This is a genomic window from Pseudomonas sp. GL-R-26 (assembly GCF_019947365.1).
In the GTDB taxonomy this organism is placed as follows: domain Bacteria; phylum Pseudomonadota; class Gammaproteobacteria; order Pseudomonadales; family Pseudomonadaceae; genus Aquipseudomonas.
Genome location: NZ_JAGYGI010000014.1, coordinates 17824 through 43484 on the forward strand (window position 1 = coordinate 17824; position 25661 = coordinate 43484).

The 25661-nt window shown below is 60.9% G+C and carries 23 protein-coding genes and 1 pseudogene; 12 read left to right on the plus strand and 12 right to left on the minus strand.

Annotation, left to right across the window (positions count from 1 at the left end):
- Window positions 1-6 precede the first annotated feature (6 nt).
- Both garD and KGA96_RS16030 read left to right on the plus strand, forming a co-directional pair.
- Window positions 7-1560: a galactarate dehydratase gene (gene garD, locus KGA96_RS16025; protein WP_046040015.1), complete on the plus strand. Its 1554-nt coding sequence runs from the start codon at window positions 7-9 to the stop codon at window positions 1558-1560.
- Window positions 1561-1772: 212 nt separating this feature from the next.
- A complete protein-coding gene (locus tag KGA96_RS16030) occupies window positions 1773-2714 on the plus strand; it encodes an AEC family transporter (protein WP_046040017.1) in 942 nt (313 codons plus the stop codon).
- Window positions 2715-2798: 84 nt separating this feature from the next.
- On the opposite strand, the gene KGA96_RS16035 is transcribed toward KGA96_RS16030, so the two are convergent.
- The 6 genes from KGA96_RS16035 to gatC form a co-directional block, all read right to left on the minus strand.
- Window positions 2799-3179 (minus strand): carboxymuconolactone decarboxylase family protein, encoded by a 381-nt coding sequence (locus KGA96_RS16035; protein ID WP_046040018.1) that lies wholly within the window; start codon window positions 3177-3179, stop codon window positions 2799-2801.
- Window positions 3176-4237 (minus strand): calcium/sodium antiporter, encoded by a 1062-nt coding sequence (locus KGA96_RS16040; protein WP_046040020.1) that lies wholly within the window; start codon window positions 4235-4237, stop codon window positions 3176-3178. The genes KGA96_RS16035 and KGA96_RS16040 overlap by 4 nt, the downstream gene beginning before the upstream one ends.
- Window positions 4238-4287: 50 nt before the next feature.
- Window positions 4288-4662: a septal ring lytic transglycosylase RlpA family protein gene (locus KGA96_RS16045; protein WP_046040022.1), complete on the minus strand. Its 375-nt coding sequence runs from the start codon at window positions 4660-4662 to the stop codon at window positions 4288-4290.
- A 238-nt stretch (window positions 4663-4900) separates the two neighbouring features.
- Window positions 4901-6346: an Asp-tRNA(Asn)/Glu-tRNA(Gln) amidotransferase subunit GatB gene (gene gatB, locus KGA96_RS16050; protein WP_046040024.1), complete on the minus strand. Its 1446-nt coding sequence runs from the start codon at window positions 6344-6346 to the stop codon at window positions 4901-4903.
- 10 nt (window positions 6347-6356) lie between these two features.
- Window positions 6357-7808, minus strand: a complete 1452-nt coding sequence (gene gatA, locus KGA96_RS16055) for an Asp-tRNA(Asn)/Glu-tRNA(Gln) amidotransferase subunit GatA (protein WP_223513602.1) — start codon at window positions 7806-7808, stop codon at window positions 6357-6359.
- Window positions 7809-7825: 17 nt separating this feature from the next.
- The gene (gene gatC / locus KGA96_RS16060; protein WP_046040026.1) at window positions 7826-8113 is read right to left on the minus strand and encodes an Asp-tRNA(Asn)/Glu-tRNA(Gln) amidotransferase subunit GatC; all 288 of its coding nucleotides are present in this window, start codon (window positions 8111-8113) and stop codon (window positions 7826-7828) included.
- 211 nt (window positions 8114-8324) lie between these two features.
- Between gatC and mreB the strand changes: the two genes are divergently transcribed.
- From mreB to tldD, 8 genes are all read left to right on the plus strand, one after another.
- Complete coding sequence (gene mreB / locus KGA96_RS16065) at window positions 8325-9362, plus strand: rod shape-determining protein MreB (RefSeq protein ID WP_002555108.1); 1038 nt, start codon at window positions 8325-8327, stop codon at window positions 9360-9362.
- Between the two features lie 143 nt (window positions 9363-9505).
- Entirely contained in the window at window positions 9506-10636 is a 1131-nt protein-coding gene (gene mreC / locus KGA96_RS16070) for a rod shape-determining protein MreC (protein ID WP_223467505.1), read from the plus strand.
- On the plus strand, window positions 10636-11127 hold the full coding sequence (mreD, locus tag KGA96_RS16075) for a rod shape-determining protein MreD (protein ID WP_007970244.1): 492 nt from the start codon (window positions 10636-10638) through the stop codon (window positions 11125-11127). Before mreC ends, mreD begins: the two co-directional genes overlap by 1 nt.
- A gap of 32 nt (window positions 11128-11159) precedes the next feature.
- Window positions 11160-11756 (plus strand): Maf family protein, encoded by a 597-nt coding sequence (locus tag KGA96_RS16080; protein ID WP_223513606.1) that lies wholly within the window; start codon window positions 11160-11162, stop codon window positions 11754-11756.
- Window positions 11757-11813: 57 nt separating this feature from the next.
- Complete coding sequence (gene rng / locus KGA96_RS16085) at window positions 11814-13271, plus strand: ribonuclease G (protein WP_008018726.1); 1458 nt, start codon at window positions 11814-11816, stop codon at window positions 13269-13271.
- A gap of 75 nt (window positions 13272-13346) precedes the next feature.
- Window positions 13347-17150, plus strand: coding sequence for a YhdP family protein (locus tag KGA96_RS16090; protein WP_223513608.1), 3804 nt, complete (start codon window positions 13347-13349; stop codon window positions 17148-17150).
- Window positions 17151-17219: 69 nt separating this feature from the next.
- A complete protein-coding gene (locus KGA96_RS16095; protein WP_046040034.1) occupies window positions 17220-18074 on the plus strand; it encodes a carbon-nitrogen hydrolase family protein in 855 nt (284 codons plus the stop codon).
- A gap of 12 nt (window positions 18075-18086) precedes the next feature.
- The gene (gene tldD, locus KGA96_RS16100) at window positions 18087-19529 is read left to right on the plus strand and encodes a metalloprotease TldD (protein ID WP_046040036.1); all 1443 of its coding nucleotides are present in this window, start codon (window positions 18087-18089) and stop codon (window positions 19527-19529) included.
- 48 nt (window positions 19530-19577) lie between these two features.
- Here tldD and yjgA read toward each other — a convergent pair whose 3' ends face one another.
- Window positions 19578-20102, minus strand: coding sequence for a ribosome biogenesis factor YjgA (gene yjgA, locus KGA96_RS16105; RefSeq protein WP_008046139.1), 525 nt, complete (start codon window positions 20100-20102; stop codon window positions 19578-19580).
- A 108-nt stretch (window positions 20103-20210) separates the two neighbouring features.
- On the opposite strand from yjgA, the gene pmbA reads away from it, so the two are divergent.
- Window positions 20211-21557, plus strand: coding sequence for a metalloprotease PmbA (gene pmbA / locus KGA96_RS16110; RefSeq protein ID WP_046040040.1), 1347 nt, complete (start codon window positions 20211-20213; stop codon window positions 21555-21557).
- Between the two features lie 74 nt (window positions 21558-21631).
- A pseudogene (locus KGA96_RS16115) lies at window positions 21632-21778 on the plus strand (ZIP family metal transporter); the annotation flags it as partial.
- A gap of 159 nt (window positions 21779-21937) precedes the next feature.
- Here KGA96_RS16115 and KGA96_RS16120 read toward each other — a convergent pair.
- The 5 genes from KGA96_RS16120 to KGA96_RS16140 all read right to left on the minus strand — a co-directional run bounded on the left by KGA96_RS16120 (window position 21938) and on the right by KGA96_RS16140 (window position 25439).
- Window positions 21938-22210 (minus strand): HPr family phosphocarrier protein, encoded by a 273-nt coding sequence (locus KGA96_RS16120; RefSeq protein ID WP_046040042.1) that lies wholly within the window; start codon window positions 22208-22210, stop codon window positions 21938-21940.
- Window positions 22211-22225: 15 nt separating this feature from the next.
- The gene (gene rapZ, locus KGA96_RS16125; RefSeq protein ID WP_046040044.1) at window positions 22226-23083 is read right to left on the minus strand and encodes an RNase adapter RapZ; all 858 of its coding nucleotides are present in this window, start codon (window positions 23081-23083) and stop codon (window positions 22226-22228) included.
- 2 nt (window positions 23084-23085) lie between these two features.
- Window positions 23086-23550, minus strand: a complete 465-nt coding sequence (gene ptsN / locus KGA96_RS16130; RefSeq protein WP_008046148.1) for a PTS IIA-like nitrogen regulatory protein PtsN — start codon at window positions 23548-23550, stop codon at window positions 23086-23088.
- Between the two features lie 12 nt (window positions 23551-23562).
- Window positions 23563-23871 carry a ribosome hibernation-promoting factor, HPF/YfiA family gene (hpf, locus tag KGA96_RS16135; protein WP_007941242.1) on the minus strand — a complete coding sequence of 103 codons (309 nt, stop codon included), beginning with the start codon at window positions 23869-23871 and terminating at the stop codon, window positions 23563-23565.
- A 74-nt stretch (window positions 23872-23945) separates the two neighbouring features.
- A complete protein-coding gene (locus KGA96_RS16140; protein WP_015093497.1) occupies window positions 23946-25439 on the minus strand; it encodes an RNA polymerase factor sigma-54 in 1494 nt (497 codons plus the stop codon).
- Window positions 25440-25661: the final 222 nt, after the last annotated feature.

Below are 25661 nucleotides of genomic sequence, written 5' to 3' on the forward strand. Positions count from 1 at the left end.
GGCGTCATGCAGTTGATTGAACATTCCGACTCGCCGCGCTACATCCGCCTGCACGAGCGGGATAACGTAGTGATCGTGGTCAATGATCAGGGTGTACCGGCCGGTACCAAGTTTGCGGACGGCCTGGTTACCGTGGACTTCGTGCCACAGAGCCACAAGGTCACCCTGGAAGACATTCCCGAAGGTGGCCAGGTGATTCGTTACGGCCAGGTCATTGGCTATGCCTTGCAGCCGATTCCCCGCGGCAGTTGGGTCAAGGAAGATCAACTGCGCATGCCGACCGCGCCACCGCTGGACAGCCTGCCGCTGTCCACCGATGTGCCGGCCGCGCAGGCACCGCTGGAAGGCTTCACTTTCGAGGGTTATCGCAACGCCGACGGCACCGTCGGCACGCGCAACATTCTCGGCATCACTACCACCGTGCAGTGCGTGACCGGGGTGCTCGATCATGCGGTCAAGCGCATCAAGGACGAGTTGTTGCCCAAGTACCCGCACGTCGACGACGTGGTGGCGCTGACCCACAGCTACGGCTGTGGCGTGGCTATCACTGCGACTGACGCGTACATCCCGATCCGCACCGTGCGCAACCTGGCACGCAACCCCAACCTGGGCGGCGAAGCCTTGGTTATCAGCCTGGGCTGCGAGAAATTGCAGGCCGGGCAGGTGATGCACGACAACGACAGCTCGGTGGATTTGAGCGAGCCATGGCTGTACCGCTTGCAGGACTCCAGTCACGGCTTCACCGAAATGATCGAACAGATCATGGAGCTGGCCGAGACACGCTTGAAGAAGCTCGATCAACGTCGCCGGGAAACCGTGCCGGCGTCCGAGCTGATCCTTGGCATGCAATGCGGCGGCAGTGATGCGTTCTCCGGCATCACCGCCAACCCGGCGCTCGGTTATGCCTCGGACCTGCTGCTGCGGGCCGGTGCAACGGTGATGTTTTCCGAAGTCACCGAAGTGCGCGATGCCATTTATCTGCTGACCTCCCGTGCGGAAAACCAGGACGTCGCCCAGGAACTGGTGCGGGAAATGGACTGGTACGACCGTTACCTGGCCAAGGGCGAGGCGGATCGCAGTGCCAACACCACGCCGGGCAACAAGAAGGGCGGGTTGTCGAACATTGTCGAGAAATCCCTGGGATCGATCGTCAAGTCCGGCAGCAGCGCGATCAACGGCGTGCTTGGCCCTGGCGAGCGTTTCAAGCGCAAAGGCCTGATCTTCTGTGCGACCCCGGCCAGTGACTTTGTCTGCGGGACGCTGCAACTGGCGGCGGGGATGAACCTGCATGTGTTCACTACCGGTCGCGGCACGCCTTACGGGCTGGCCATGGCGCCGGTCGTGAAGGTTTCGACCCGGACCGAACTGGCGCAACGCTGGCCGGACCTGATCGACATTGACGCCGGGCGCATTGCCACCGGCCGCGCATCGATCGAGGAGCTGGGCTGGGAGTTGTTCCACTACTACCTGGACGTAGCCAGCGGCAAGAAACAGACCTGGGCCGAGCAGCACAAGCTGCATAACGACATCACCCTGTTCAACCCGGCGCCGATCACCTGAGACTGTGGCGAGGGAGCTTGCTCCCGCTGGACTGCGTAGCAGTCCCATCTTTTGGGGCCGCTTCGCGACCCAGCGGGACGGTGCGGCGTTCCGACAAGCGCCCTCGCCACATGTGATTCATTGCCTGTTCAAGAGGGCGATCCAGCAGGCGCCGAAGCCCTCAGTGGCTTATCATTAGCCTCCTAACGACGCCCACCAAGGTTACCCCCTGCATGCTGGCAATTTTCCTCGAAACCCTGAACATCACCGCGCCGGTGTTTGCCATGCTGTTTCTGGGGGTGCTGCTCAAGCGCATCGACTGGATCAACGACAACTTCATCCACACCGCGTCGGCCCTGGTGTTCAACGTCACCATGCCGGCGTTGCTGTTTCTGGGCATCCTGCATGCCGACCTGCACGCGGCATTGCAGCCGGCGCTGCTGATCTATTTCTCCCTCGCGACCCTGGTGTGTTTTGCCATCGCCTGGGGCTGGGCGATCTGGAAGTGCCCGCGGGAAGATCGGGGGATCTACACCCAAGGTGCCTTTCGCGGTAATAACGGGGTCATCGGCCTGGCGCTGGCGGCAAGCATGTATGGCGACTACGGGATTTCCCTCGGGGCGATCCTCGCGGCGCTGGTGATCCTGTTCTACAACACCCTCTCGACCATCGTGCTGGCGGTGTACAGCCCGGTGATCAAGTCCGATCCGTGGAGCATCTGCAAAAGCGTGTTCAGCAATCCGCTGATCATCAGTGTGATTGCGGCTGCACCCTTCGCCTATTTCAAGATCGGCTTGCCGGGCTGGCTGGAAACCTCAGGCCAGTACCTGGCGCAAACCACCTTGCCGCTAGCGCTGATCTGCATCGGCGGCACGCTGTCCCTGGCAGCACTGCGCAAAAGCGGCAGCATGGCGCTCAGTTCAAGCCTGGTGAAGATGATCAGCTTGCCGGTACTGGCGACACTGGGGGCGTGGTTGTGGGGCTTTCGTGGGGCGGAGTTGGGAATTCTGTTCCTGTACTTCGGCAGCCCGACCGCCGCAGCCAGTTTCGTCATGGCCCGGGCGGCGGATGGCAATCACGAGCTGGCGGCGGCGATTATCGTGATCACCACGCTGATGGCGGCGGTCACCACCAATGTCGGGATCTTCTTTTTGCAGTGGGGTGGGTGGATCTGACCCTGGAATTCGTGGAGTTCTTCAGGGCGCCATCGCGAGCAAGCTCGCGATGGCGCCAGATCAGGCAGCCTGAATTTCAATGACTCACTCCGGCTTCTGGTAACTGTCGATCACTTCCTGCGCCGCCCGAAACGCATCGATCGCCGCCGGCACACCGGCATACACCGCGCAATGCAGCAGCGCCTCGCGAATCTCATCCACAGTGCAGCCGTTGTTCAGCGCACCGCGCACATGTCCTTTCAATTCCTGCGGGCACTTGAGTGCAGTCAGGGCGGCAAGGGTGATCAGGCTGCGGGTTTTCAGCGGCAGGCCTTCGCGATTCCACACGCCGCCCCAGGCGTGTTCATTGACGAAATCCTGCAGCGGCTGGGTGAATTCGGTGGCATTGCCCAGTGCGCGGTCGACAAAGGCGTCGCCCATCACTTGGCGGCGGACTTCAACGCCGGGTTTTTTATTCTCGGTCATGGGGCTTCCCTCTTATGGTGTTGGCGATGCCAGGCGCGTAGCGACGTAAACAGCAAAAACGCCACCAACGCCGGCAGGACGAAAAACAGCATCAAGTGTTCCAGCTTGCCGGCCAGTGGCATGCCGGTGGTGAACGACACCACGTGCAGCCCATACGCCAGGTACAAACCCAGAAACAGCAGGCCTTCGGCGCGGGTCACCCGGTAGCCGGAGTAGAACACCGGCAGGCACAGCGCCGCGACGCCGAGCATCACCGGCAGGTCGAAATCCAGGGCGTTGGGCGACACCGACAGCGGCGACGGCGCCACCAGCGCGGTAAAGCCGAGCACGCCCAGGAGGTTGAACAGGTTGCTGCCAATCACGTTGCCCACGGCAATCTCGCGCTCACCGCGCATTGCCGCGATCAACGAAGTGGCCAGCTCAGGCAGTGATGTGCTGACGGCGACGATGGTCAGGCCGATGATCCGCTCCGACAACCCAAGATCGGTGGCGACCGCAACCGCTGCACCCAGCAGCAAGTGCCCGGCGTACACCAGCATCGCCAGGCCGGCGATGATCATCAGCACGCTGCTCAGCCATGACGCTTGCACGGCGTGATCATGGCTCGATACCGGGCGTGCCGAGTGTCGTGACTGGCGCAGCAGCAAGCCCAGGTAAATCGCCAGTGCTGTCAGCAACATCACGCCGTCGGCACGGGTCAGTTCTTCATTCCAGGCGAGTACGAACACCAACAGGCTGGCGCCGATCATCAATGGAATATCCAGGCGCACCAATTGCCGGGAAACCCGCAAAGGAATGATCAGCGCGGACAACCCGAGGGTGACGAGGATGTTGAAAATGCTGCTGCCGATCACACTGCCGACGGCGATGTCGGCATTGTGCGCCAGGGTCGCTTGCAGGCTGATCGCCATCTGCGGTGCGCTGCTGCCGAGGGCGACGATGGTCAGGCCGATGATCAGTGGTCGTACGTGCAACCGCGCGGCGATGCGTACGGCGGCGCGCACCATCAATTCGGCGCCGACAATCAGCAGGAACAATCCGCTGACTAATTCGATCACACTGATCAGGGGTAAATCGGCTAGTCCGAAAATGGTCGGGGCTCCATCGGTCAGTCGTCGAGGGCTTGCACGCGAACCCGTGCGGTGCCGCTGCTCAGCATGCCCAGGCGCTCGGCGGCTTCCCGGGACAGGTCGATCAGGCGGCCACGGGTGTGCGGCCCGCGATCATTGATGCGTACCACGCAGGATTTGTCGTTATTCAGATTGGTGACCTTCACCCGTGTACCAAAGGGTAGCTGGCGATGGGCGGCGGTCATGGAATTCATGTTGAAACGCTCGCCGTTGGCGGTGCGTTTGCCTTGGTGTTTGGCGCCGTAGTACGAAGCCACGCCGGTTTTATCGTAGCCGTGCGGATCGACGGTGTCGGTGCTGGCGCAACCAGCCAACAGAGAGAGCAGGGCGCAGGCGCCGAACAGACGTTTCATTCAAGGTTTTCCCGAAACAATTGTGGGAGTAGAGCCAATGTGGCGAGGGGCTTGCCCCCGTTGGACTGCGCAGCAGTCCCAAAATTTCGAACACGATTTGTCAGATACAAACCGAATCCGGAAATTGGGGCCGCTTCGCGACCCAACGGGGCGATGCGGCGTTCCGACAAGCCCCCTCGCCACAAAAGCTCGCTCCCACAGGAGATGGAGCCAGATTTAAGAGCTGGCTCCATCCTCATCAGCCTTCGAGCTTGCTTTTGAGCAGTTCGTTGACCTGTTGCGGGTTGGCCTTGCCTTTGGAGGCTTTCATGGCCTGGCCGACGAAGAAGCCGAACATCTTGCCGCGCTTGGTTTCGTCTGCCGCGCGGTATTGTTCGACCTGCTCGGCGTTGGCCGCGAGCATTTCGTCCAGCACCGCCGAGATGGCACCGGTGTCGGTCACTTGCTTGAGGCCGCGCTTGTCGATGATCTCGTCCGCGCTGCCTTCGCCGTTGGCCATCGCTTCAAACACCACCTTGGCGATCTTGCCGGAGATGGTGTTGTCCTTGATGCGCAACAGCATGCCGCCCAGAAGCTCTGCGGAAACCGGAGACTCTTCGATGTCCAGGCCTTGCTTGTTGAGCAGGCTGCCCAACTCGACCATCACCCAGTTCGCCGCCAGTTTGGCGTCGCCGCCGATGCTCGCGACTTTCTCGAAGTAGTCGGCTTGCTCGCGGCTGGTGGCCAGGACGCTGGCGTCATAGACCGACAGACCAAATTGCTCCTGGAAACGCTCGCGTTTTTGCGGTGGCAATTCCGGTAGGGTGGCGCGCACGTCGTCGAGGAACGAGTTCTCGATGACCACCGGCAGCAGGTCCGGATCGGGGAAGTAACGGTAGTCGTTGGCTTCCTCTTTGCTGCGCATCGGACGGGTTTCGTCCTTGTTCGGATCGTACAGGCGCGTCTGCTGGATCACCTTGCCGCCGTCTTCGATCAATTCGATCTGACGCTGGATTTCGCTGTTGATCGCCTTCTCGATGAAGCGGAACGAGTTGACGTTCTTGATCTCGCAGCGGGTGCCGAATTCGACCTGGCCTTTCGGGCGGATCGACACGTTGCAGTCGCAACGCAGCGAGCCTTCGGCCATGTTGCCGTCGCAGATGCCCAGGTAGCGCACCAGCGCGTGGATCGCCTTGACGTAGGCCACGGCTTCCTTGGCGCTGCGCATGTCCGGCTCGGAAACGATTTCCAGCAACGGCGTGCCGGCACGGTTCAGGTCGATGCCGCTGGCGCCGCTGAATTCTTCGTGCAGGCTCTTGCCGGCGTCTTCTTCCAGGTGCGCGCGGGTGATGCCGACACGTTTGACCGTGCCGTCTTCCAGGGCGATGTCCAGATGGCCCTTGCCGACGATCGGCAACTCCATCTGGCTGATCTGGTAGCCCTTGGGCAGGTCCGGGTAGAAGTAGTTCTTGCGGGCGAACACGTTGTGCTGGCCGATCTCGGCGTCAATCGCCAGACCGAACATCACCGCCATGCGCACTGCTTCCTGGTTCAGTACCGGCAGAACGCCAGGCATGCCCAGATCGATCAGGCTGGCCTGGGTGTTCGGCTCGGAACCGAACGTGGTGGAACTACCGGAAAAGATTTTCGACCGGGTGGTGAGCTGGGTGTGAATCTCCAGCCCGATCACGACTTCCCATTGCATGTGTGTCTCCTCAGAAGCCGGTTGGGGTGCGGGTGTGCCAGTCAGTGTTCAACTGGTACTGGTGCGCAACGTTGAGCAAGCGGCCTTCCTGGAAATACGGGGCGAGCAGTTGCACGCCGACCGGCAGACCGTCGACAAAACCTGCTGGCATGGACAGGCCCGGCAAACCCGCGAGGTTGGCGGTGATGGTGTAGACGTCTTCCAGGTACGCAGCGACCGGGTCGCTGTTCTTGGCGCCAAGCTTCCAGGCCGGGTTCGGCGTGGTTGGGCCGAGGATGATGTCGACCTCATTGAAGGCCGCCATGAAGTCGTTCTTGATCAAACGACGAATCTTCTGCGCCTTCAGGTAGTAGGCGTCGTAGTAACCGGCGGACAGCGCGTAGGCACCGACCATGATCCGGCGCTGTACTTCCGGGCCGAAGCCTTCGCTACGCGAGCGTTTGTACAGGTCTTCGAGGTTTTTCGGGTCTTCGCAGCGATAGCCAAAGCGCACGCCGTCAAAACGCGACAGGTTGGACGAGGCTTCCGCCGGGGCGATCACGTAGTACGCAGGGATCGCGTGCTGCATGTTCGGCAGGCTGATTTCCTTGATTACGGCGCCGAGCTTTTCCAGCTCCTTGACGCTGTTGTGGATCAGCTCGGCGATGCGCGGGTCGAGACCGGCGCTGAAGTATTCCTTCGGCACGCCGATGCGCAGGCCTTGCAGCGAACCGTTGAGGCTGGCGCCGTAGTCCGGCACGGGCTCATCGATGCTGGTTGAGTCGTTCGGATCGAAGCCGGCCATACCTTGCAACAATATTGCGCAGTCTTCGGCGGTGCGTGCCATCGGGCCGCCCTGGTCGAGGCTGGACGCGTAGGCAATCATGCCCCAGCGCGAAACACGACCGTAGGTCGGTTTCAGGCCGGTGAGGTTGGTCAGGGCCGCAGGCTGACGGATCGAACCGCCAGTGTCGGTGCCGGTGGCTGCCGGCAACAGACGAGCGGCAACCGCCGCAGCGGAGCCGCCGGACGAACCGCCCGGCACGTGTTCCAGGTTCCACGGGTTTTTCACCGCGCCGTAGTAGCTCGACTCGTTGGCCGAACCCATGGCGAATTCGTCCATGTTGGTCTTGCCCAGGGTCACGGCCCCGGCAGCGGCCAGCTTGGCGACGACGGTGGCGTCGTACGGTGCCTTGAAGTTGTCGAGCATCTTCGAGCCGCAGCTGGTGCGAATGCCCTGGGTGCAGAACAGGTCTTTGTGGGCGATCGGCGCGCCGAGCAGGGCGCCGCTCTCACCATTGGCCCGGCGGGCGTCAGCGGCTTTCGCCTGCGTCAGCGCCAGGTCTTCGGTGAGGCTGATGAAACTGTTGAGCTGTGGATCGAGCTGGACGATGCGCGCCAGCAGGACCTTGGTCAGCTCTTCGGAGGAAAACTTTTTATCGGCGAGTCCGCGGGCGATCTCGGCCAGAGTCAATTGATGCATTGCAGGCTCTTTCCCTATTAGTCGATGACTTTCGGAACCAGGTACAGGCCGTTTTCGACCGCTGGTGCGATGGACTGGTAGGCCTCGCGGTGATTGGTCTCGGTCACGACGTCTGCGCGCAGGCGCTGGTTGGCTTCCAATGGGTGGGCCAGCGGTTCGATACCGTCGGTATTGACCGCCTGCATTTCGTCGACCAGCCCGAGAATGCTGTTGAGGGCCGAAGTGATGTGTGGAAGATCGGCATCATTGAGGCCAAGGCAGGCCAGATGAGCGATTTTTTCCACGTCGGAGCGTTCAAGCGCCATAGGGATTCTCCAGTGGAAAACAAAACGGACGGCGTCCGTGTGTTAGATTGTCGGAACACTACCGCACTTCTACGGTCATAAGGCCGCGATTGTGGGGCTTGGTGCACAGAAAAGCGGCCAATTTAACATATTGGCGCCTTGCCCAAAATCCCTGTCGTTGTTAGAGTTTGCCGCACTTTTTTACCCACGCGTTGCCTAGGGTCCCTTTCCCATGTTCAAGAAACTGCGTGGCATGTTTTCCAGCGATCTTTCCATTGACCTGGGCACTGCCAACACCCTTATTTACGTGCGCGAGCGCGGTATCGTCCTGAATGAGCCCTCCGTTGTGGCCATTCGGACACACGGTAACCAGAAAAGTGTCGTTGCTGTCGGCACCGAAGCCAAGCGCATGCTGGGCCGTACGCCGGGCAACATTGCTGCCATTCGTCCGATGAAGGACGGCGTGATCGCCGACTTCAGCGTTTGCGAAAAAATGCTGCAGTACTTTATCAACAAGGTTCACGAAAACAGCTTCCTGCAGCCTAGCCCTCGCGTGTTGATCTGCGTTCCGTGCAAATCCACCCAGGTTGAGCGTCGTGCCATCCGTGAATCGGCCCTTGGTGCCGGTGCCCGTGAAGTATTCCTGATCGAAGAGCCAATGGCCGCTGCGATCGGTGCCGGCCTGCCGGTAGAAGAAGCTCGCGGTTCGATGGTCGTGGATATCGGTGGCGGTACCACTGAAATCGCGCTGATCTCCCTGAACGGTGTGGTTTACGCCGAATCCGTCCGCGTTGGCGGCGACCGCTTCGACGAAGCGATCATCACCTACGTGCGTCGCAACTACGGCAGCCTGATCGGTGAGTCCACCGCCGAGCGCATCAAGCAGGAAATCGGTACCGCCTACCCGGGCGGCGAAGTTCGCGAAGTCGACGTTCGTGGCCGTAACCTGGCCGAAGGCGTTCCACGTGCATTCACCCTGAACTCCAACGAAGTGCTGGAAGCTCTGCAAGAGTCCCTGGCTACCATCGTTCAGGCCGTGAAAAGCGCCCTGGAGCAATCGCCGCCAGAACTGGCTTCCGACATCGCCGAGCGTGGCCTGGTACTGACCGGTGGTGGCGCCTTGCTGCGTGACCTGGACAAATTGCTGGCCCAGGAGACTGGTCTGCCGGTGATCGTTGCCGAAGACCCGCTGACCTGCGTTGCTCGCGGCGGTGGCCGTGCATTGGAAATGATGGATAAACACACCATGGACCTGCTTTCCAGCGAGTAAGTCGCCGGATTGCCTCTATGCTGTTGAGCGCGCAGGCGGCACTTTGCAGTGCTGCCTGTTCGCGTTTATCTTCTGTCAGTCTGCATCCAGGCCGGATTGCCGCCGTATGAATAAACAGAACATTTGCCTGGGAGGAGCGGCTTATTAAACCGCTTTTCACCAAGGGCCCTTCACTGGGCGTGCGCCTGTTGGTGCTGGTCGTGCTATCGGTCGCGCTGATGGTGGTCGATGCCCGTTTCAGTCTGCTCAAGCCTGCACGCAGCCAGATGTCGCTGGTGCTGATGGACGCTTACTGGATCACCGACCTGCCTGGACGATTGTGGGAAGGCGTTGCCAGTCAGTTTGGCAGCCGGACCGAACTCGTCGCCGAAAACGAAAAACTCAAGACCGAGAACCTGCTGTTGCAGGGGCGCATGCAGAAGCTGGCCGCCCTGACCGAGCAGAACGTTCGGCTGCGCGAGTTGCTCAACTCTTCGGCCCTGGTCAACGAGAAGGTCGAAGTGGCCGAGTTGATCGGCATGGACCCCAACCCCTTCACCCATCGCATCATCATCAATAAAGGTGAGCGCGACGGCGTGGTCCTCGGTCAGCCGGTACTCGATGCCCGTGGCCTGATGGGCCAGGTGGTCGAGTTGATGCCTTACACCTCCCGCGTCTTGCTGCTGACCGATACCACCCACAGCATTCCGGTGCAGGTGAACCGTAACGGTTTGCGGGCGATTGCCAGCGGCACCGGCAACCCGGAGCGTCTCGAGTTGCGGCATGTGGCCGATACCGCCGACATCAAGGAGGGCGACTTGCTGGTCAGCTCCGGCCTCGGTCAGCGTTTCCCGGCCGGTTATCCGGTGGCGACGGTCAAGGAAGTGATTCACGATTCCGGCCAGCCGTTTGCCATTGTCCGCGCCGTTCCGACCGCCGCCTTGAACCGTAGCCGTTACCTGCTGCTGGTGTTCAGCGACAACCGGACTGCCGAGGAGCGCGTCAACGCTGCCGCCCAGGCCCAGGAAAGCCTGGATGCACAGGGTGGTGGACCGATCATTCCGGCGACGGTTCCGAAACTGGTCAGCCCTGCGGTCCCCGCTGCACCGGCCGCCGCACCGGCGATTCCTGCCACGGCGGTGCCTGCGGCCACCGCGCCAGCCAAGCCAGCCAAGCCAGTCACCACGCCAGCCAAGCCTGCGGCAGCTAAACCGCCGGCGGCGCAACCCGCTGCCGCGAAGCCTGCCGCCAAACCGCCAGTCTCCGCGCCGGCCACTCCAGTGGGGAGAGAATAATGGGCGGTGTAAAAGCATCCCGAAACGGCTGGATAGTCTGGCTGACGTTTGCCGTCGGCCTGCTGCTGAGTGTTTCGCCTCTGCCGCAATTCATGGAAATCCTGCGCCCGCTGTGGCTGGCCTTGTTGCTGGCATTCTGGGCGTTGAACCTGCCGCAGACCGTCGGGATGGTGACGGCGTTTTGCCTGGGGCTGGCCGAAGACGTGCTCTACGGTACCTTGCTGGGTCAGAATGCCTTGATCCTGACACTCATCACCTATCTGGTGCTGGCGCTGCAGCAACGCCTGCGGATGTTCCCGATGTGGCAGCAGAGCCTGGTGATCCTGGTGATCTTCGGCCTCGCCCAGCTGGTACAACTGTGGCTCAGTGCCTTGACCGGCAATCGTCAGCCGACGCTGGCGCTGGTGCTGCCGGCACTGGTCAGCGCATTGCTCTGGCCCTGGATCAGTTTCGGTTTGCGCGGACTGCGTCGACGCTACAAAATCAATTAATTCGCTCAGGCATTGGACAGGGAGAGGTCTTGATGAAACGGTTGTACCTCGCCTCTGGTTCGCCGCGTCGACGTGAACTGCTCACGCAGATCGGTGTTCCGTTCTCCGCTATCAGTGCGGATATCGATGAAACTCCTTTAGCTCAAGAATCCCCGTCGGCCTACGTCGAGCGCCTGGCGCGTGGCAAGGCCGAGATCGGGCGCGGCAGCATCGTGTCTGACGAACCGTTCTGCGTGCTCGGCGCCGATACCGCCGTGGTGCTCGATGGAAAAATTCTCGGCAAACCGGTTGATCAAGCGGATGCGTGCGCCATGCTGATGATGCTGTCAGGGTGTGAGCATGAAGTCCTGACCGCGATTGCCGTGCTCGATGGCGAACGTTGCGAATCCCGGGTTGTCACCAGTCGCGTGCGTTTTCGGGATATCGGCCGTGAAGAAGCCGTGGCCTACTGGGCCAGCGGTGAACCGCGGGACAAGGCGGGCGGTTATGGCATTCAAGGACTGGGTGCGGTGTTTGTCGCCGGGCTCGATGGAAGTTATTCAGCGGTGGTCGGACTGCCGCTTTGCGAAACCGCGGAACTGCTCGGCCATTTCGGCATACCCTGTTGGCAACCCCGGAACGCGCTTTAAGCGTCTTCCTGAACAGATGCGGCCATTATCGTGAACATGCCTGAACGAGACCCTGCCATGAGTGAAGAGATCCTGATCAACATCACGCCGATGGAGTCGCGCGTGGCGGTGGTCGAAAACGGTGTCCTGCAAGAGGTCCACGTCGAGCGTACGCAAAAGCGCGGGATCGTCGGCAACATCTATAAAGGCAAAGTCGTGCGGGTATTGCCGGGAATGCAGGCGGCATTCGTCGATATCGGCCTGGACCGTGCCGCGTTCATTCATGCGTCGGAAATTTCCCTGCGTGAAGGCCCCGCGGTCGAGAGCATCAGTGCACTGGTGCACGAAGGCCAGAGCCTGGTGGTGCAAGTGACCAAGGACCCAATCGGTTCCAAAGGCGCACGCCTGACCACCCAGCTTTCGATTCCTTCGCGTTACCTGGTGTACATGCCGCGCACCGCTCACGTCGGCATTTCCCTGAAGATCGAAGACGAAGCCGAGCGCGAACGCCTCAAGCAAGTGGTCACCGACTGCGTGGCCAAGGAAGGGATCAAGGAGGCCGGCGGTTTCATCCTGCGCACGGCAGCCGAAGGTGCCGGTGCGGATGAAATCCTCATGGACATCCGTTACCTGCGCCGTCTCTGGGATCAGATCAACGCCCAGATCAAAACCATCAGTGCGCCTAGCGTGATCTACGAAGACCTCGGTCTGGCGCTGCGCACCCTGCGTGACCTGGTGAGCCCGAAAATCGAGAAGATCCGCATCGACTCCCGGGAAACTTTCCAGAAAACCACGCAATTCGTCGCCGAACTGATGCCCGAGATTGCCGACCGCCTGGAGCATTACCCGGGCGAGCGGCCGATTTTCGACCTGTATGGCGTCGAAGACGAAATCCAGAAGGCACTCGAGCGCAAGGTCCCGCTCAAGTCCGGCGGTTATCTGGTGGTCGATCCGGCGGAAGCCATGAGCACCATCGACGTCAATACCGGGGCATTTGTCGGCCATCGCAATCTCGAAGAGACCATCTTCAAGACCAACCTCGAAGCCGCGACGGCCATCGCCCGTCAATTGCGCCTGCGTAACCTGGGCGGAATCATCATCATCGACTTCATCGACATGGAAGATGAAGAACACCAGCGCCAGGTGTTGCGCACCCTCGAAAAGCAACTGGAACGCGATCACGCCAAGACCAACATCATCGGTATCACCGAGTTGGGCCTGGTGCAGATGACCCGCAAGCGCACCCGCGAAAGCCTTGAACAAGTGCTGTGTGAGCCGTGCAATGCCTGTCAGGGGCGGGGCAAGCTCAAGACCCCGGAAACCGTCTGCTACGAAATCTTCCGTGAAATCCTGCGCGAGGCTCGCGCCTATCAGGCGGAAGGCTATCGTGTATTGGCAAACCAGAAAGTGGTGGACCGCCTGCTCGACGAAGAGTCGGGCAACGTCGCGGAGCTCGAAGGGTTTATCGGGCGTACCATCCGTTTTCAGGTCGAAACCATGTATTCCCAGGAACAATACGACGTGGTGTTGCTCTGAAGCATTTCGTTTTGATTGTTCGAGAAGGGCTGGCCTCAGCTTTTTGCAAAACTTTTGCCATGGGAGCCACCTGACATGGATCGTCTGACACGCATTTTGGCCGCACTGACCCGCTGGGGTCTGGGCCTGTGCGCGTTGGTTTTGGTGTTGATGGCGCTCTACGTCAGCCTGGGCCGGGAGCTGACGCCCTTAGTCGCCGAGTACCGTGCCGACATCGAAACCAAAGCCAGCGATGCCTTGGGCATGCCGTTGCAGATCGGCGAGCTCGAAGGCAACTGGAGTGGATTCGCCCCCATATTGATGGCCCGCGACGTGACGGTCGGCGAGGGCGCCAATGCCTTGCGCCTGGATCAGGTGCGCGCGGTACCGGACCTTTGGGCCAGCCTGTTGGCCCGTCAGGTACGCATCGCTCATCTGGAATTCAGTGGCCTGAAGATCAACCTCAAGCAAGCTGAGGACGGTCAGTGGGCGCTGGAAGGTTTGCCGGTGCAGCAGGACCAGCCAACCGATCCGGAACAACTGCTCAATCGCATGCAGATGATCCAGCAACTGTCGGTGCTCGACAGCCAGGTGACCTTGCAGCCGTTTGGCGAATCGCCGCTGACCCTGACTTATGTCGGCCTGAATCTGAAAACCGGGGCGTCGCGGCAGCGGCTCGACGCGCGGCTGACCCTGCCTGACGGGCAACCGGTAGCCATGAGTCTGCGTACCCGTATTCGAGCCAGCGAATGGAAGGACGGTGAAGCCGAGGGCTACCTGAGCCTGCCGCAAAGCGACTGGTCGAAGTGGTTGCCTGAACGTCTGACCCAAGAGTGGAGTTTTTCCGAGATCAAGGCCGGCGGCGAGCTGTGGGTGACCTGGGGCAAAGGCACCTTGCAAAGCGCTGCAGTGCGATTGAACGCGCCACAACTCAAGGGCGCGTACGATGAGCGCAAGCCGATCCAGATCGATAACCTGGCGCTCAATGGATACTTCCAGCGCAGTGCCAAAGGCGCGTCGGTGACTCTGGACTCCCTGGCGATGAACCTTGGCGAGACCCGCTGGGAGACGCATTTGCAGCTCACGCAAAGCGCCGCCACTGATAAAACCGTAGAGCTCTGGCAGCTGCAAGCCGACCGGGTTGATCTCACTCCACTTACCCCGCTGCTCAACGCCCTGGCGCCGTTGCCAGAAGGTTTGGCCACGGTCGTCGAGCGGCTCAAAGTCACGGGTAGCCTGCGTAACGTGCTGGTCGACTTCCGCCCCAATGCCACTGACGACAGCAAGTTCGGGTTCGCCGCCAACCTTGATCAGGTAGGCTTCGACGCCTATCACGGTGCTCCGGCGGCGCGGAATGTCAGTGGCAGCATCAGCGGTGACCTGGGGCAAGGCGAGCTGCGCATGGACAGCAAGGATTTCATGCTGCACCTGGACCCGATTTTCGCCAAGCCGTGGCAGTACATTCAGGCCAATGCGCGGCTGACCTGGAAACTCGATAAAGAAAGTTTCACCCTGATCGCGCCGTATCTGAAAGTGCTGGGCGAGGAAGGCAAGATCGCCGGCGACTTCCTGATTCGCCTGCATTTCGATCACACCCAGGAAGACTACATGGACCTGCGGGTCGGCATGGTGGACGGCGACGGTCGCTACACCGCCAAGTACTTGCCGACGGTCCTCAGCCCGGCGCTGGACGAATGGCTGCGCACGGCGATTCTCAAGGGCGCGGTGGATCAGGGTTTCTTCCAGTATCAGGGGTCGCTCAACCACGGTGCCGCGGATGTCGATCGCAGCATCAGCCTGTTCTTCAAGGTTCACGATGCCGAACTGGCCTTCCAGCCGGGCTGGCCCCATGTCAGCAAGGTCAGCGGCGATGTGTTTGTCGAAGACAGCGGCGTGCGGATTCTGGCCAGCAAGGGCCAGTTGCTCGACACCCAGGTCAACGATATCTACGTCAACATTCCCCATGTGCCGGCCGGGCAGAACTCTCATTTGTTCCTCGATGGCGGATTTGCCGGCGGTTTGGGCGATGGCCTGAAAATCCTCCAGGAAGCGCCGATCGGCACCGGGGCAACCTTTGCCGGCTGGGAAGGTGAGGGTGACCTGCAGGGTAAGTTGAAGCTGGATATTCCCCTGGCGAAAGGCGAGGAGCCGAAGATCCTCGTCGATTTCAAGACCGCCAAGGCACGCTTGAAACTGGCCGAACCTGTGCTGGAACTGACCCAGCTCAAAGGTGATTTCCGCTTCGATAGCGGCAAAGGCCTGAGCGGGCAGAACATCAGCGCCCGGGCGTTCGACAAGCCCGTCACTGCACAGATTTTTGCCGATGGCAGCCCGGGCAAGCTCAATACCCGGGTGGCCGCGTCAGGGCAGGTCGAGGTCAAGAAACTGACCGACTGGCTGAAGGTGACCCAGCCTCTGCCGGTGAGTGGCGTAATCCCTTATCAACTGCAACTGACCCTGGACGGCGCCGACAGCCAGTTGAGGGTCAATTCCAACCTCAGGGGCGTGGCCGTCGATTTGCCTGCACCGTTCGGCATGACCTCCGAGACTGGGCGCGACACAACGTTCCGCATGACCTTGCAGGGCGACGAGCGGCGCTATTGGCTCAACTACGGGGACCTGGCGAGTTTCATGTTCGCGGCCCCGGCCAACAATTTCGCCGATGGTCGCGGGGACTTGTTCCTCGGTGGCGGCGAGGCCGTGTTGCCTGGCACCAAAGGCCTGCGGATACGGGGCGTGCTGTCGGAGCTGGACGTTGGCCCGTGGAAGGACCTGGTGGATAAATACGCCGGACAGGACCCCGGCGGAAGTGCCAAGCAATTGCTCAGCGGCGCGGATTTCAAGGTGGGCAAGCTCAGCGGTATCGGTACCACACTCGATCAGGCCTCGATCCAGCTGACGCGCAAGCCTTCCGCCTGGGCGCTGCAACTCGACAGCCAGCAGATCAAGGGCAGCGCCAGCCTTCCCGATTCGAAGGCCACGCCAATCACGATCAATCTGCAAACCGTGCGCCTGCCTGCACCGGACCCGACCGTGCTGGCCGATGAAAACTCGCCGGATCCACTGGCGTCGGTGGACCCGACGAAAATCCCCGCGATGGACATCATCATCAATCGGCTATTCCAGGGCCAGGATCTGGTGGGGGGCTGGTCGCTGAAGATTCGTCCGACGCCCAAGGGCATCGTGTTCAACTCCCTGGATTTGGGCCTCAAGGGCATGCTGTTGGTGGGTAGCGGTGGCTGGGAGGGTGTGCCGGGTGCCAGCAACAGCTGGTACAAGGGCCGCATCAGCGGCAAGAACCTGGCCGACGTGCTCAAGGGCTGGGGTTTTGCACCGAGCGTCACCAGCCAGGACTTCTATATGGATGTCGATGGCCGCTGGCCCGGCTCGCCGGCCTGGGTGGCGACCAAGCGTTTCTCCGGCTCGCTCGATGCGACGCTCAATCAGGGCCAGTTCGTCGAAGTTGAGGGCAGTGCCCAGGCGTTGCGGGTATTTGGCTTGCTCAACTTCAACTCCATCGGCCGGCGCCTGCGCCTGGACTTCTCCGACCTGTTCGGCAAAGGTCTGAGTTATGACCGGGTGAAGGGGCTGCTGGTCGGGACCAATGGTGTGTACGTCACCCGTGAGCCAATTCGGCTGACGGGTCCGTCGAGCACTATTGAACTCGACGGCACCCTGGACATGGTGGCCGATCAGATCGATGCGAAACTGATGGTGACCTTGCCGGTGACCAACAACCTGCCGATTGCCGCACTGATCGTCGGTGCACCCGCGGTCGGCGGGGCGCTGTTCCTGATCGACAAGCTGATCGGTGACCGCGTCTCCCGTTTCGCCAGTGTGAAGTACACCGTCCAGGGGCCGTGGAAAGAACCGAAAATCATCTTCGACAAGGCTTTTTGAGATCCTTTTGAAAAGGCGCTCGGCAAGTCTATGGAGTAGCATGGCCGCATACGATTCCAGGAGTGCGCCATGTCTGTAGCGGTGATTCAAATGGTCAGCCAGAGCGATGTGCTGGCCAACCTGGCCCAGGCCCGTCGGCTGCTCGAGCAAGCGGCCGTCGGTGGCGCGAAACTGGCCGTATTGCCGGAAAACTTCGCCGCCATGGGCCGGCGTGACATTGCCGACATCGGGCGCGCCGAAGCACTGGGCGAAGGCCCGATCCTGCCGTGGTTGAAACAGACCGCACGCGACCTCAAGTTATGGATTGTGGCCGGCACATTGCCGTTGCCGCCGGTGGATCAGCCAACGGCCAAAGTGCATGCCTGTTCGTTGCTGGTCGATGACCAGGGCGAAACGGTGGCGCGCTACGACAAGCTGCACCTGTTCGACGTCGACGTGGCCGACAATCGCGGCCGTTATCGGGAATCCGATGACTATGCTTATGGCAGTGGGGTCGTGGTGGCGGACACACCGGTTGGGCGGGTTGGCCTGACGGTCTGTTACGACTTGCGCTTCCCGGAACTGTACAGTGAATTGCGCGCGGCCGGCGCGGAGCTGATTACTGCCCCTTCGGCCTTCACGGCGGTCACCGGCGCGGCGCATTGGGATGTGCTGATTCGTGCGCGAGCCATAGAGACGCAATGTTACGTGCTCGCGGCTGCCCAGGGCGGGACGCATCCGGGGCCGCGGGAAACCTTCGGGCATGCCGCCATCGTCGACCCGTGGGGGCGTGTGCTGGCACAACAGGATCAAGGCGAGGCCGTGCTGCTGGCCGAACGCGACAGCAGCGAACAGGCGTCCATCAGGGCGCGGATGCCGGTGTCCAGTCACCGGCGCTTTTTCTCGCAGGGCGCCCAGCGACCTGCATCAGAACGACGAATTTAAGGCGTAAAGCATATGAGCGAGTTGTTGTCCTCAGTCAGTGAACACCTGCTGGCGCCCGGTGGCGTCACGATCGAGAGCCTGCAAGGCGTGCTCGGCGATCTGGCCGGGCCGGGCATCGATGCGGCCGACCTGTATTTCCAGGGGCAGATTTCCGAGTCCTGGGCGCTGGAAGACGGCATCGTCAAGGAAGGCAGCTTCAACCTTGACCAAGGTGTGGGCGTGCGCGCGCAATCGGGCGAAAAAACCGGCTTTGCCTACAGCAATGCCATCACCCTGGAAGCCCTTGGCGCGGCGGCGCGTGCCGCCCGTTCGATTTCCCGGGCCGGACAACACGGCACCGTACAGGCATTCACCAGCCAGGATGTCGCGCAGTTGTATGCGCCGGACAATCCCCTGGAAGTGCTGACCCGTGCCGAGAAGGTCGATTTGCTCAAGCGAGTCGACGCCGCGACCCGCGCCCTCGACCCGCGCATCCAGCAGGTCACCGTGAGCATGGCCGGTGTCTGGGAGCGGATTCTGGTGGCTTCCACCGACGGCGGCCTGGCGGCGGATGTGCGCCCGCTGGTGCGTTTCAACGTCAGCGTGATCGTCGAGCAGAACGGTCGCCGCGAGCGTGGCGGTCATGGCGGTGGTGGTCGGACCGATTACCGTTATTTCCTCGGCGAAGACCGCGCCATGGGCTATGCCCGTGAAGCGTTGCGCCAGGCGCTGGTCAATCTCGAAGCCATCCCGGCACCGGCCGGTACCTTGCCGGTGGTGCTCGGTTCCGGTTGGTCGGGCGTGCTGTTGCACGAAGCCGTTGGTCATGGTCTGGAGGGCGACTTCAACCGCAAGGGCAGTTCGGCCTACAGCGGGCGCATGGGTGAGATGGTTGCGTCGAAGCTTTGCACCATTGTCGATGACGGCACCCTGGCCGGTCGCCGTGGCTCGTTGAGCGTCGATGACGAAGGCACGCCGACCGAGTGCACCACGCTGATCGAAAACGGCGTGCTCAAAGGCTATATGCAGGACAAGCTCAACGCCCGCCTGATGGGCGTGGCGCGCACCGGTAACGGTCGTCGCGAATCCTACGCGCACTTGCCGATGCCGCGCATGACCAACACCTACATGCTAGCCGGCGAAAGCGACCCGGCGGAAATCATCGCCTCGGTGAAGCGCGGCATCTACTGCGCCAACCTGGGTGGCGGTCAGGTGGACATCACCAGCGGCAAGTTCGTGTTCTCCACCAGCGAGGCGTACCTGATCGAGGACGGCAAGATCACTGCTCCGGTCAAAGGCGCGACGCTGATCGGCAACGGGCCGGAAGCCATGAGCAAGGTGTCTATGGTTGGTAATGATCTGTCGCTGGACAGCGGCGTGGGCACGTGTGGCAAGGATGGGCAGTCGGTGCCGGTGGGTGTCGGCCAGCCAACGCTGAAGATTGATGCGATCACCGTGGGTGGCACGGGCTCGTAAGAGGTGAGGCTGCGGGTGAGCTGCGAGGCAGCTCACCCGATTCGAGAATTAACGCAGACCGCGTTGAGTCTCGTCCAGCTCACGGATGTACTTGAAGATTTTACGGCTGGAAGCAGGAGGCTTGTTTTGCGCAAGCTCATGCTGGGCCTGACGGATCAGGGAACGCAATTGCTGGCGGTCCGCGTCCGGGTAGTCGACGACGAATTTTTCCAGAACGGCATCGTCGCCGGCGATCAGACGATCGCGCCAGCGCTCCAGGTTATGGAAGCGTTCGTTGTATTGACGGGTGGAGGCATCGAGTTGATCGAGCAGAACCAGAATGGCGGCAGTGTCCTGATCGCGCATCAGTTTGCCGATGAACTGAAGGTGCCGTTTACGCGCGATGTTCGCGGTGTGCTTGGGCGCATCGGCCAGAGCCCGACGCATTCCGTCGGTCAAGGGCAGTTTTGCCAGCAAGTCAGGCTTGAGTGTTGTAAGGCGCTCGCCAAGGTCAACCAGAGCATGCAGCTCGCGTTTAACCTGGGATTTGCTTTTTTCTCCCGTATCGAGGGAGTCGTCGTAAGAATCAACCATGGTGGCCGTCCGCAAAGAAACGCCGCCATGATAACCAGTCGGGGGCCGCTTGTCCGGCCCGGTCGCTCGATGACCGTTACCGAAAGCAGAATTTGAGTGGAGAACAGCATGAGTGCAGTTGAAAGCGTCGGCCCACAAGCGTTGCCGGCACTGCAGGAACAAGTCGAGCAGATCATCGCTGAAGCCAAACGCCAGGGCGCCAGTGCCTGTGAAGTGGCAGTGTCCCTGGAGCAGGGCTTGTCGACCACGGTGCGCCAGCGTGAAGTCGAAACCGTTGAATTCAACCGCGATCAGGGTTTCGGCATCACCTTGTACGTTGGCCAGCGCAAAGGCTCCGCCAGCACCTCGGCCAGTGGACCGGAGGCGATTCGCGAAACAGTCGCCGCTGCACTGGCCATCGCCAAGCACACCTCGGAAGACGAAGCCTCGGGCCTTGCGGATGCCGCGCTGATGGCGCGGGATATTCAGGATTTCGACCTGTTCCACCAATGGGACATCACTCCGGAACAAGCCATCGAACAGGCCCTGGCCTGCGAAGCCGCGGCGTTTGCCGCCGACAGCCGGATCAAGAACGCCGACGGCACCACCCTTAGCACCCATCAGGGCTGCCGCGTTTATGGCAATAGCCACGGGTTTATCGGCGGTTACGCGTCGACTCGTCACAGCTTGAGCTGCGTGATGATCGCCGAGGCCGATGGCCAGATGCAGCGCGATTACTGGTACGACGTGAACCGCCAGGGCAATCTGCTGGCCGACCCGGTCAGCATCGGCCAGCGCGCTGCTCAACGGGCGGCAAGCCGTCTGGGCGCACGTCCGGTGCCGACTTGCGAGGTGCCGGTGCTGTTTTCCGCAGAGTTGGCCGGGGGGCTGTTCGGTAGTTTCCTGTCGGCGATTTCCGGCGGCAGCCTGTATCGCAAGTCTTCCTTCCTTGAGGGCACCCTCGGGCAGAAGCTGTTTCCTGAGTGGCTGACCATCGACGAGCGTCCGCATCTGATGCAGGCATTGGGCAGTGCGGCGTTCGATGGCGATGGCCTGGCAACCTACGCAAAACCGTTCGTCGAAAAAGGCGAGTTGGTGTCGTACATCCTCGGCACCTATTCCGGCCGCAAGCTCGGCATGCCGAGCACGGCCAACGCCGGCGGCGTGCACAACCTGTTCGTCACCCATGGCGACGAAGACCAGGCCGCCTTGCTGCGGCGCATGGGGCGCGGTTTGCTGGTGACCGAATTGATGGGGCAGGGCCTAAACATGGTGACCGGCGATTACTCCCGTGGTGCGGCGGGTTACTGGGTCGAGAACGGTGAAATCCAGTTTGCGGTGCAGGAAGTGACCATCGCCGGGAACATGCGCGACATGTTCAAACAGATCGTTGCCGTGGGTAATGATCTTGAGTTGCGCAGCAACATTCGCACCGGTTCGGTGCTGATCGAGCGGATGACGGTGGCGGGCAGCTAAGCCAGGGCCGCTGTACAAAAAGGCGCGCTACCCAATGGGAGTGCGCCTTTTTTATTGACCACAACACAGGTCCTCCTGTGGGAGCGAGCTACTGGCGGGGGGCGATACTGCTGGGGGGGCGCGAAGTCAGTCCCGAATCGCGCGGCAATGATCATGACCAGCTTGCCAGCCTTGGGCTGCTGATGGGGTTCTGTTTGATGATGGTGATGGATACGGCGCTGGCTTTATTTGTGGCAAAGAGCCTTTGTGGCGAGGGGGTTTACCCCGTTCGGCTGCGTAGCAGTCGTAAATCCGGCGAACACAGGATCCACGTTGAATCTCGATTGCAGTTTTTTGGGGCGGCTTCGCCACCCAACGGGGGCAAGCCCCCTCGCCACAGGTTACTCGCCTTCGTCGAAGAAATTGTTGATCAACGCCACCAGCGCATTCAGCGCTTCCTGTTCCTGCTCGCCTTCTGTGCTCAAGTGGATCGTGGTGCCTTTGCCGGCGGCCAGCATCATCATCGCCATGATGCTTTTGCCATCGACCATGGACTCTGGCGTACGGCCGGCCCGGATCTGGCACGGGAACTGACCCGCCACCCCAACGAATTTTGCAGAAGCGCGAGCGTGCAGGCCCAACTTATTGATGATTTCGATTTCCAGAGCAGGCATCGCGATGTGAATCCTTTAGCTGAGGTCGCGGTGGCGGACCTGGACGTTCTTCAGGGTTTTTTGCAGCGCCTGCCCCAGACGCTCGGTCAGGTAGACGGAACGGTGATGTCCGCCAGTGCAGCCAATGGCAATGGTGACGTAGGCGCGGTTGCTGGCGGCAAAACGAGGCAGCCACTTTAGCAGGTATGTGGAAATGTCCTGGAACATCTCTTCGACATCCGGCTGTGCAGCCAGATAGTCGGCAACCGGTTGGTCGAGCCCGGACTGCTCGCGCAATTCCGGTTTCCAGTAAGGGTTGGGCAGGCAGCGCACATCGAACACCAGGTCGGCGTCCACCGGCATGCCACGCTTGAACCCGAAGGACTCCACCAGGAACGCAGTGCCCGGCTCGGGCTGATTCAGCAGACGCAGTTTGATGGCGTCACGCAACTGGTACAGGTTCAGGCTGGTGGTGTTGATCTTGAGATCGGCGAGGTCGGCAATCGGCCCGAGCAGGTCGCTCTCGACGCTGATGGCTTCGGCCAGCGAGCGGTTGGCGTTGCTCAGTGGGTGACGTCGGCGGGTTTCCGAGAAGCGCTTGAGCAGGGTTTCTTCGTCGGCGTCCAGATACAGCACATCGCACTGGATGTGGCGGCTGCGGACTTCTTCGAGCAGCTCGGGGAAGCGTGACAGGTGGCTGGGCAGGTTGCGCGCGTCAATGGAAACGGCGACCAGCGGCTGTAACAGCTCGGTATGAACCAGGGCGCGTTCGGCCAGCTCCGGCAGCAAGCCGGCTGGCAAATTGTCGATGCAGTAGTAGCCGTTGTCCTCAAGAACGTCGAGGGCGGTACTTTTACCTGAGCCGGAACGGCCACTGACGATGATCAAGCGCATGATTACTGACCGTTCTGCTCGTCCAGGACAACCTGATACAGGGCTTCGTTGCTTGCAGCACTACGCAGCTTTTCGCGAACTTCCTTGCGGTCGAGCATGCTGGCGATCTGTCGCAGCAGCTCAAGGTGCGCATCGGTGGCGGCTTCCGGGACCAGCAGCACGAACAGCAGGTCAACCGGCGCGCCATCGATGGCGTCGAAATCGATAGGGGCGTCCAGGTGCATCAATGCACTGATGGGCGAAACACAGCCCTTGAGACGGCAATGTGGAATGGCGATGCCATTGCCAAACCCGGTGGAGCCGAGTTTTTCACGGGCAATCAGTGCCTCGAAGACATCTTGCATCTCCAGGGCCGGCACTTCGCGGGCGATCAGATTGGCAATTTGTTCGAGGGCTTTCTTTTTACTGCCTCCCGGCACGTTCACCAGGGAACGGCCGGGGGTCAGGATACTTTCAAGTCGGATCATGGGTAGGGAGTGTTAACGACCGGTTGCGCCCTGGAGGAGGCTCTGGGTCTTTTCCTTATGCTTTTTGAGTTGTTTATCCAGCTTGTCGGTGAGTGCGTCGATCGCGGCGTACATATCGGTATGCTCCGCGTTGGCGACCACTTCATTCCCGGGAATATGCAGCGTGGCTTCGATTTTCTGCTTCAGTTTTTCGACGGTCATCGTGACCTGCACATTAGTGATCTTGTCGAAATGTCGCTCCAATCGTTCGAGTTTTTCGCCGATGTAGGTGCGAAGAGGTTCGGTCACTTCCAGTTGGTGTCCACTGATGTTGACTTGCATACAGCTTCTCCTTCGTTGCCAGTGCATAAAGCGGTAGATCAGATGATCTACCACTGGAACGCTGTGGCGTGGCTCTACATCAACCGCTTGCGTTCGCTCGAAGGCGCGATCCCGAGGGATTCGCGGTACTTGGCGACGGTGCGGCGAGCCACCTGAATGCCTTGTGCCTCCAGTAAACCAGCGATCTTGCTGTCACTCAACGGCTTTTTCTGATTTTCCGCGGCAACCAGTTTTTTGATGATCGCCCGGATCGCCGTGGACGAGCATTCGCCGCCTTCGGAGGTGCTTACGTGACTGGAGAAAAAGTACTTCAGTTCATAAATGCCCCGGGGGGTGTGCATGAACTTCTGGGTGGTCACCCGTGAAATCGTCGATTCATGCATGCCGACCGCTTCGGCGATGTCATGCAGGACCAGCGGCTTCATGGCTTCGTCGCCGTACTCCAGAAAGCCGCGCTGATGCTCGACGATCTGGGTGGCAACCTTCATCAGGGTTTCATTGCGGCTTTGCAGGCTCTTGATGAACCAGCGGGCCTCCTGCAACTGATTGCGCATGAAGGTATTGTCGGCGCTGGTGTCGGCGCGGCGCACGAAACCTGCGTACTGGGCGTTGACCCGCAGCCGTGGCACCGACTCCTGATTGAGCTCCACCAGCCAGCGCTCGTTGTCCTTGCGCACGATGACGTCAGGAACGACGTACTCGGCTTCAGTGGACTCGATTTGCGAGCCCGGGCGCGGGTTGAGGCTCTGGACCAGTTCGATGACCTGGCGCAGCTCGTCTTCCTTGAGCTTCATGCGACGCATCAACTGGCTGTAATCGCGGCTGCCCAGCAGGTCAATGTAATCGGTGACCAGGCGCTTGGCCTCGGCCAGCCAAGGGGTCTTGGCAGGCAACTGGCGCAATTGCAGCAGCAGGCATTCGCCCAGGTTGCGGGCGCCGATGCCGGCGGGCTCGAATTGCTGGATGCGGTGCAGGACGGCTTCGATTTCGTCCAGTTCGATGTCCAGTTCCGGGTCGAAGGCTTCGAGGATTTCCTCTAGGGTTTCGTCCAGGTAGCCCTGATTGTTGATGCAGTCGATCAGGGTCACGGCGATCAGGCGATCGGTGTCGGACATCGGGGCCAGGTTCAGTTGCCACAGCAAATGGCTCTGCAGGCTTTCGCCGGCCGAGGTGCGGGTGGTGAAGTCCCACTCGTCATCATCATTGCTGGGCAGGCTGCTGGCGCTGGTCTGGTAAACGTCTTCCCACGCGGTGTCGACGGGGAGTTCGTTTGGGATACGCTCGTTCCAGTCACCTTCATCGAGGTTATCAACCGTCGGGGCGCTTTCCTGGTAGGAGGGCTCCTGGATGTCAGTGTTGGGCTTTTGTTCGGCGTTGTCGGCCAAGGGGTCGGAATTGTCGAAGTCGTCGCCTTCTTCCTGGCGTTCGAGCATCGGATTTGACTCCAGGGCCTCCTGGATTTCCTGTTGCAGGTCCAGGGTCGACAATTGGAGCAGGCGGATGGCCTGTTGCAGCTGCGGTGTCATCGTCAGCTGCTGGCCCATTCTCAAGACTAGCGATGGTTTCATGGCTGGGGCTTAACACCTTATTCGCCGGCGCACATGCGCCATCCACTACAGGGCGCCGGGGCGCCAAACTTAAGCAAATTATATGCCTGAAACTAAAGGGTTTGCCTAGAGCGCTGTAACAATAAAAAACTATAAAGCTGTGTTGCTGCGCTGCCCTTGTTGAGGGCTGACCACGCTTGTCGGCACGAGGCGCCGGTGAGTGGCTGGTCAGGTGCCCGGGCA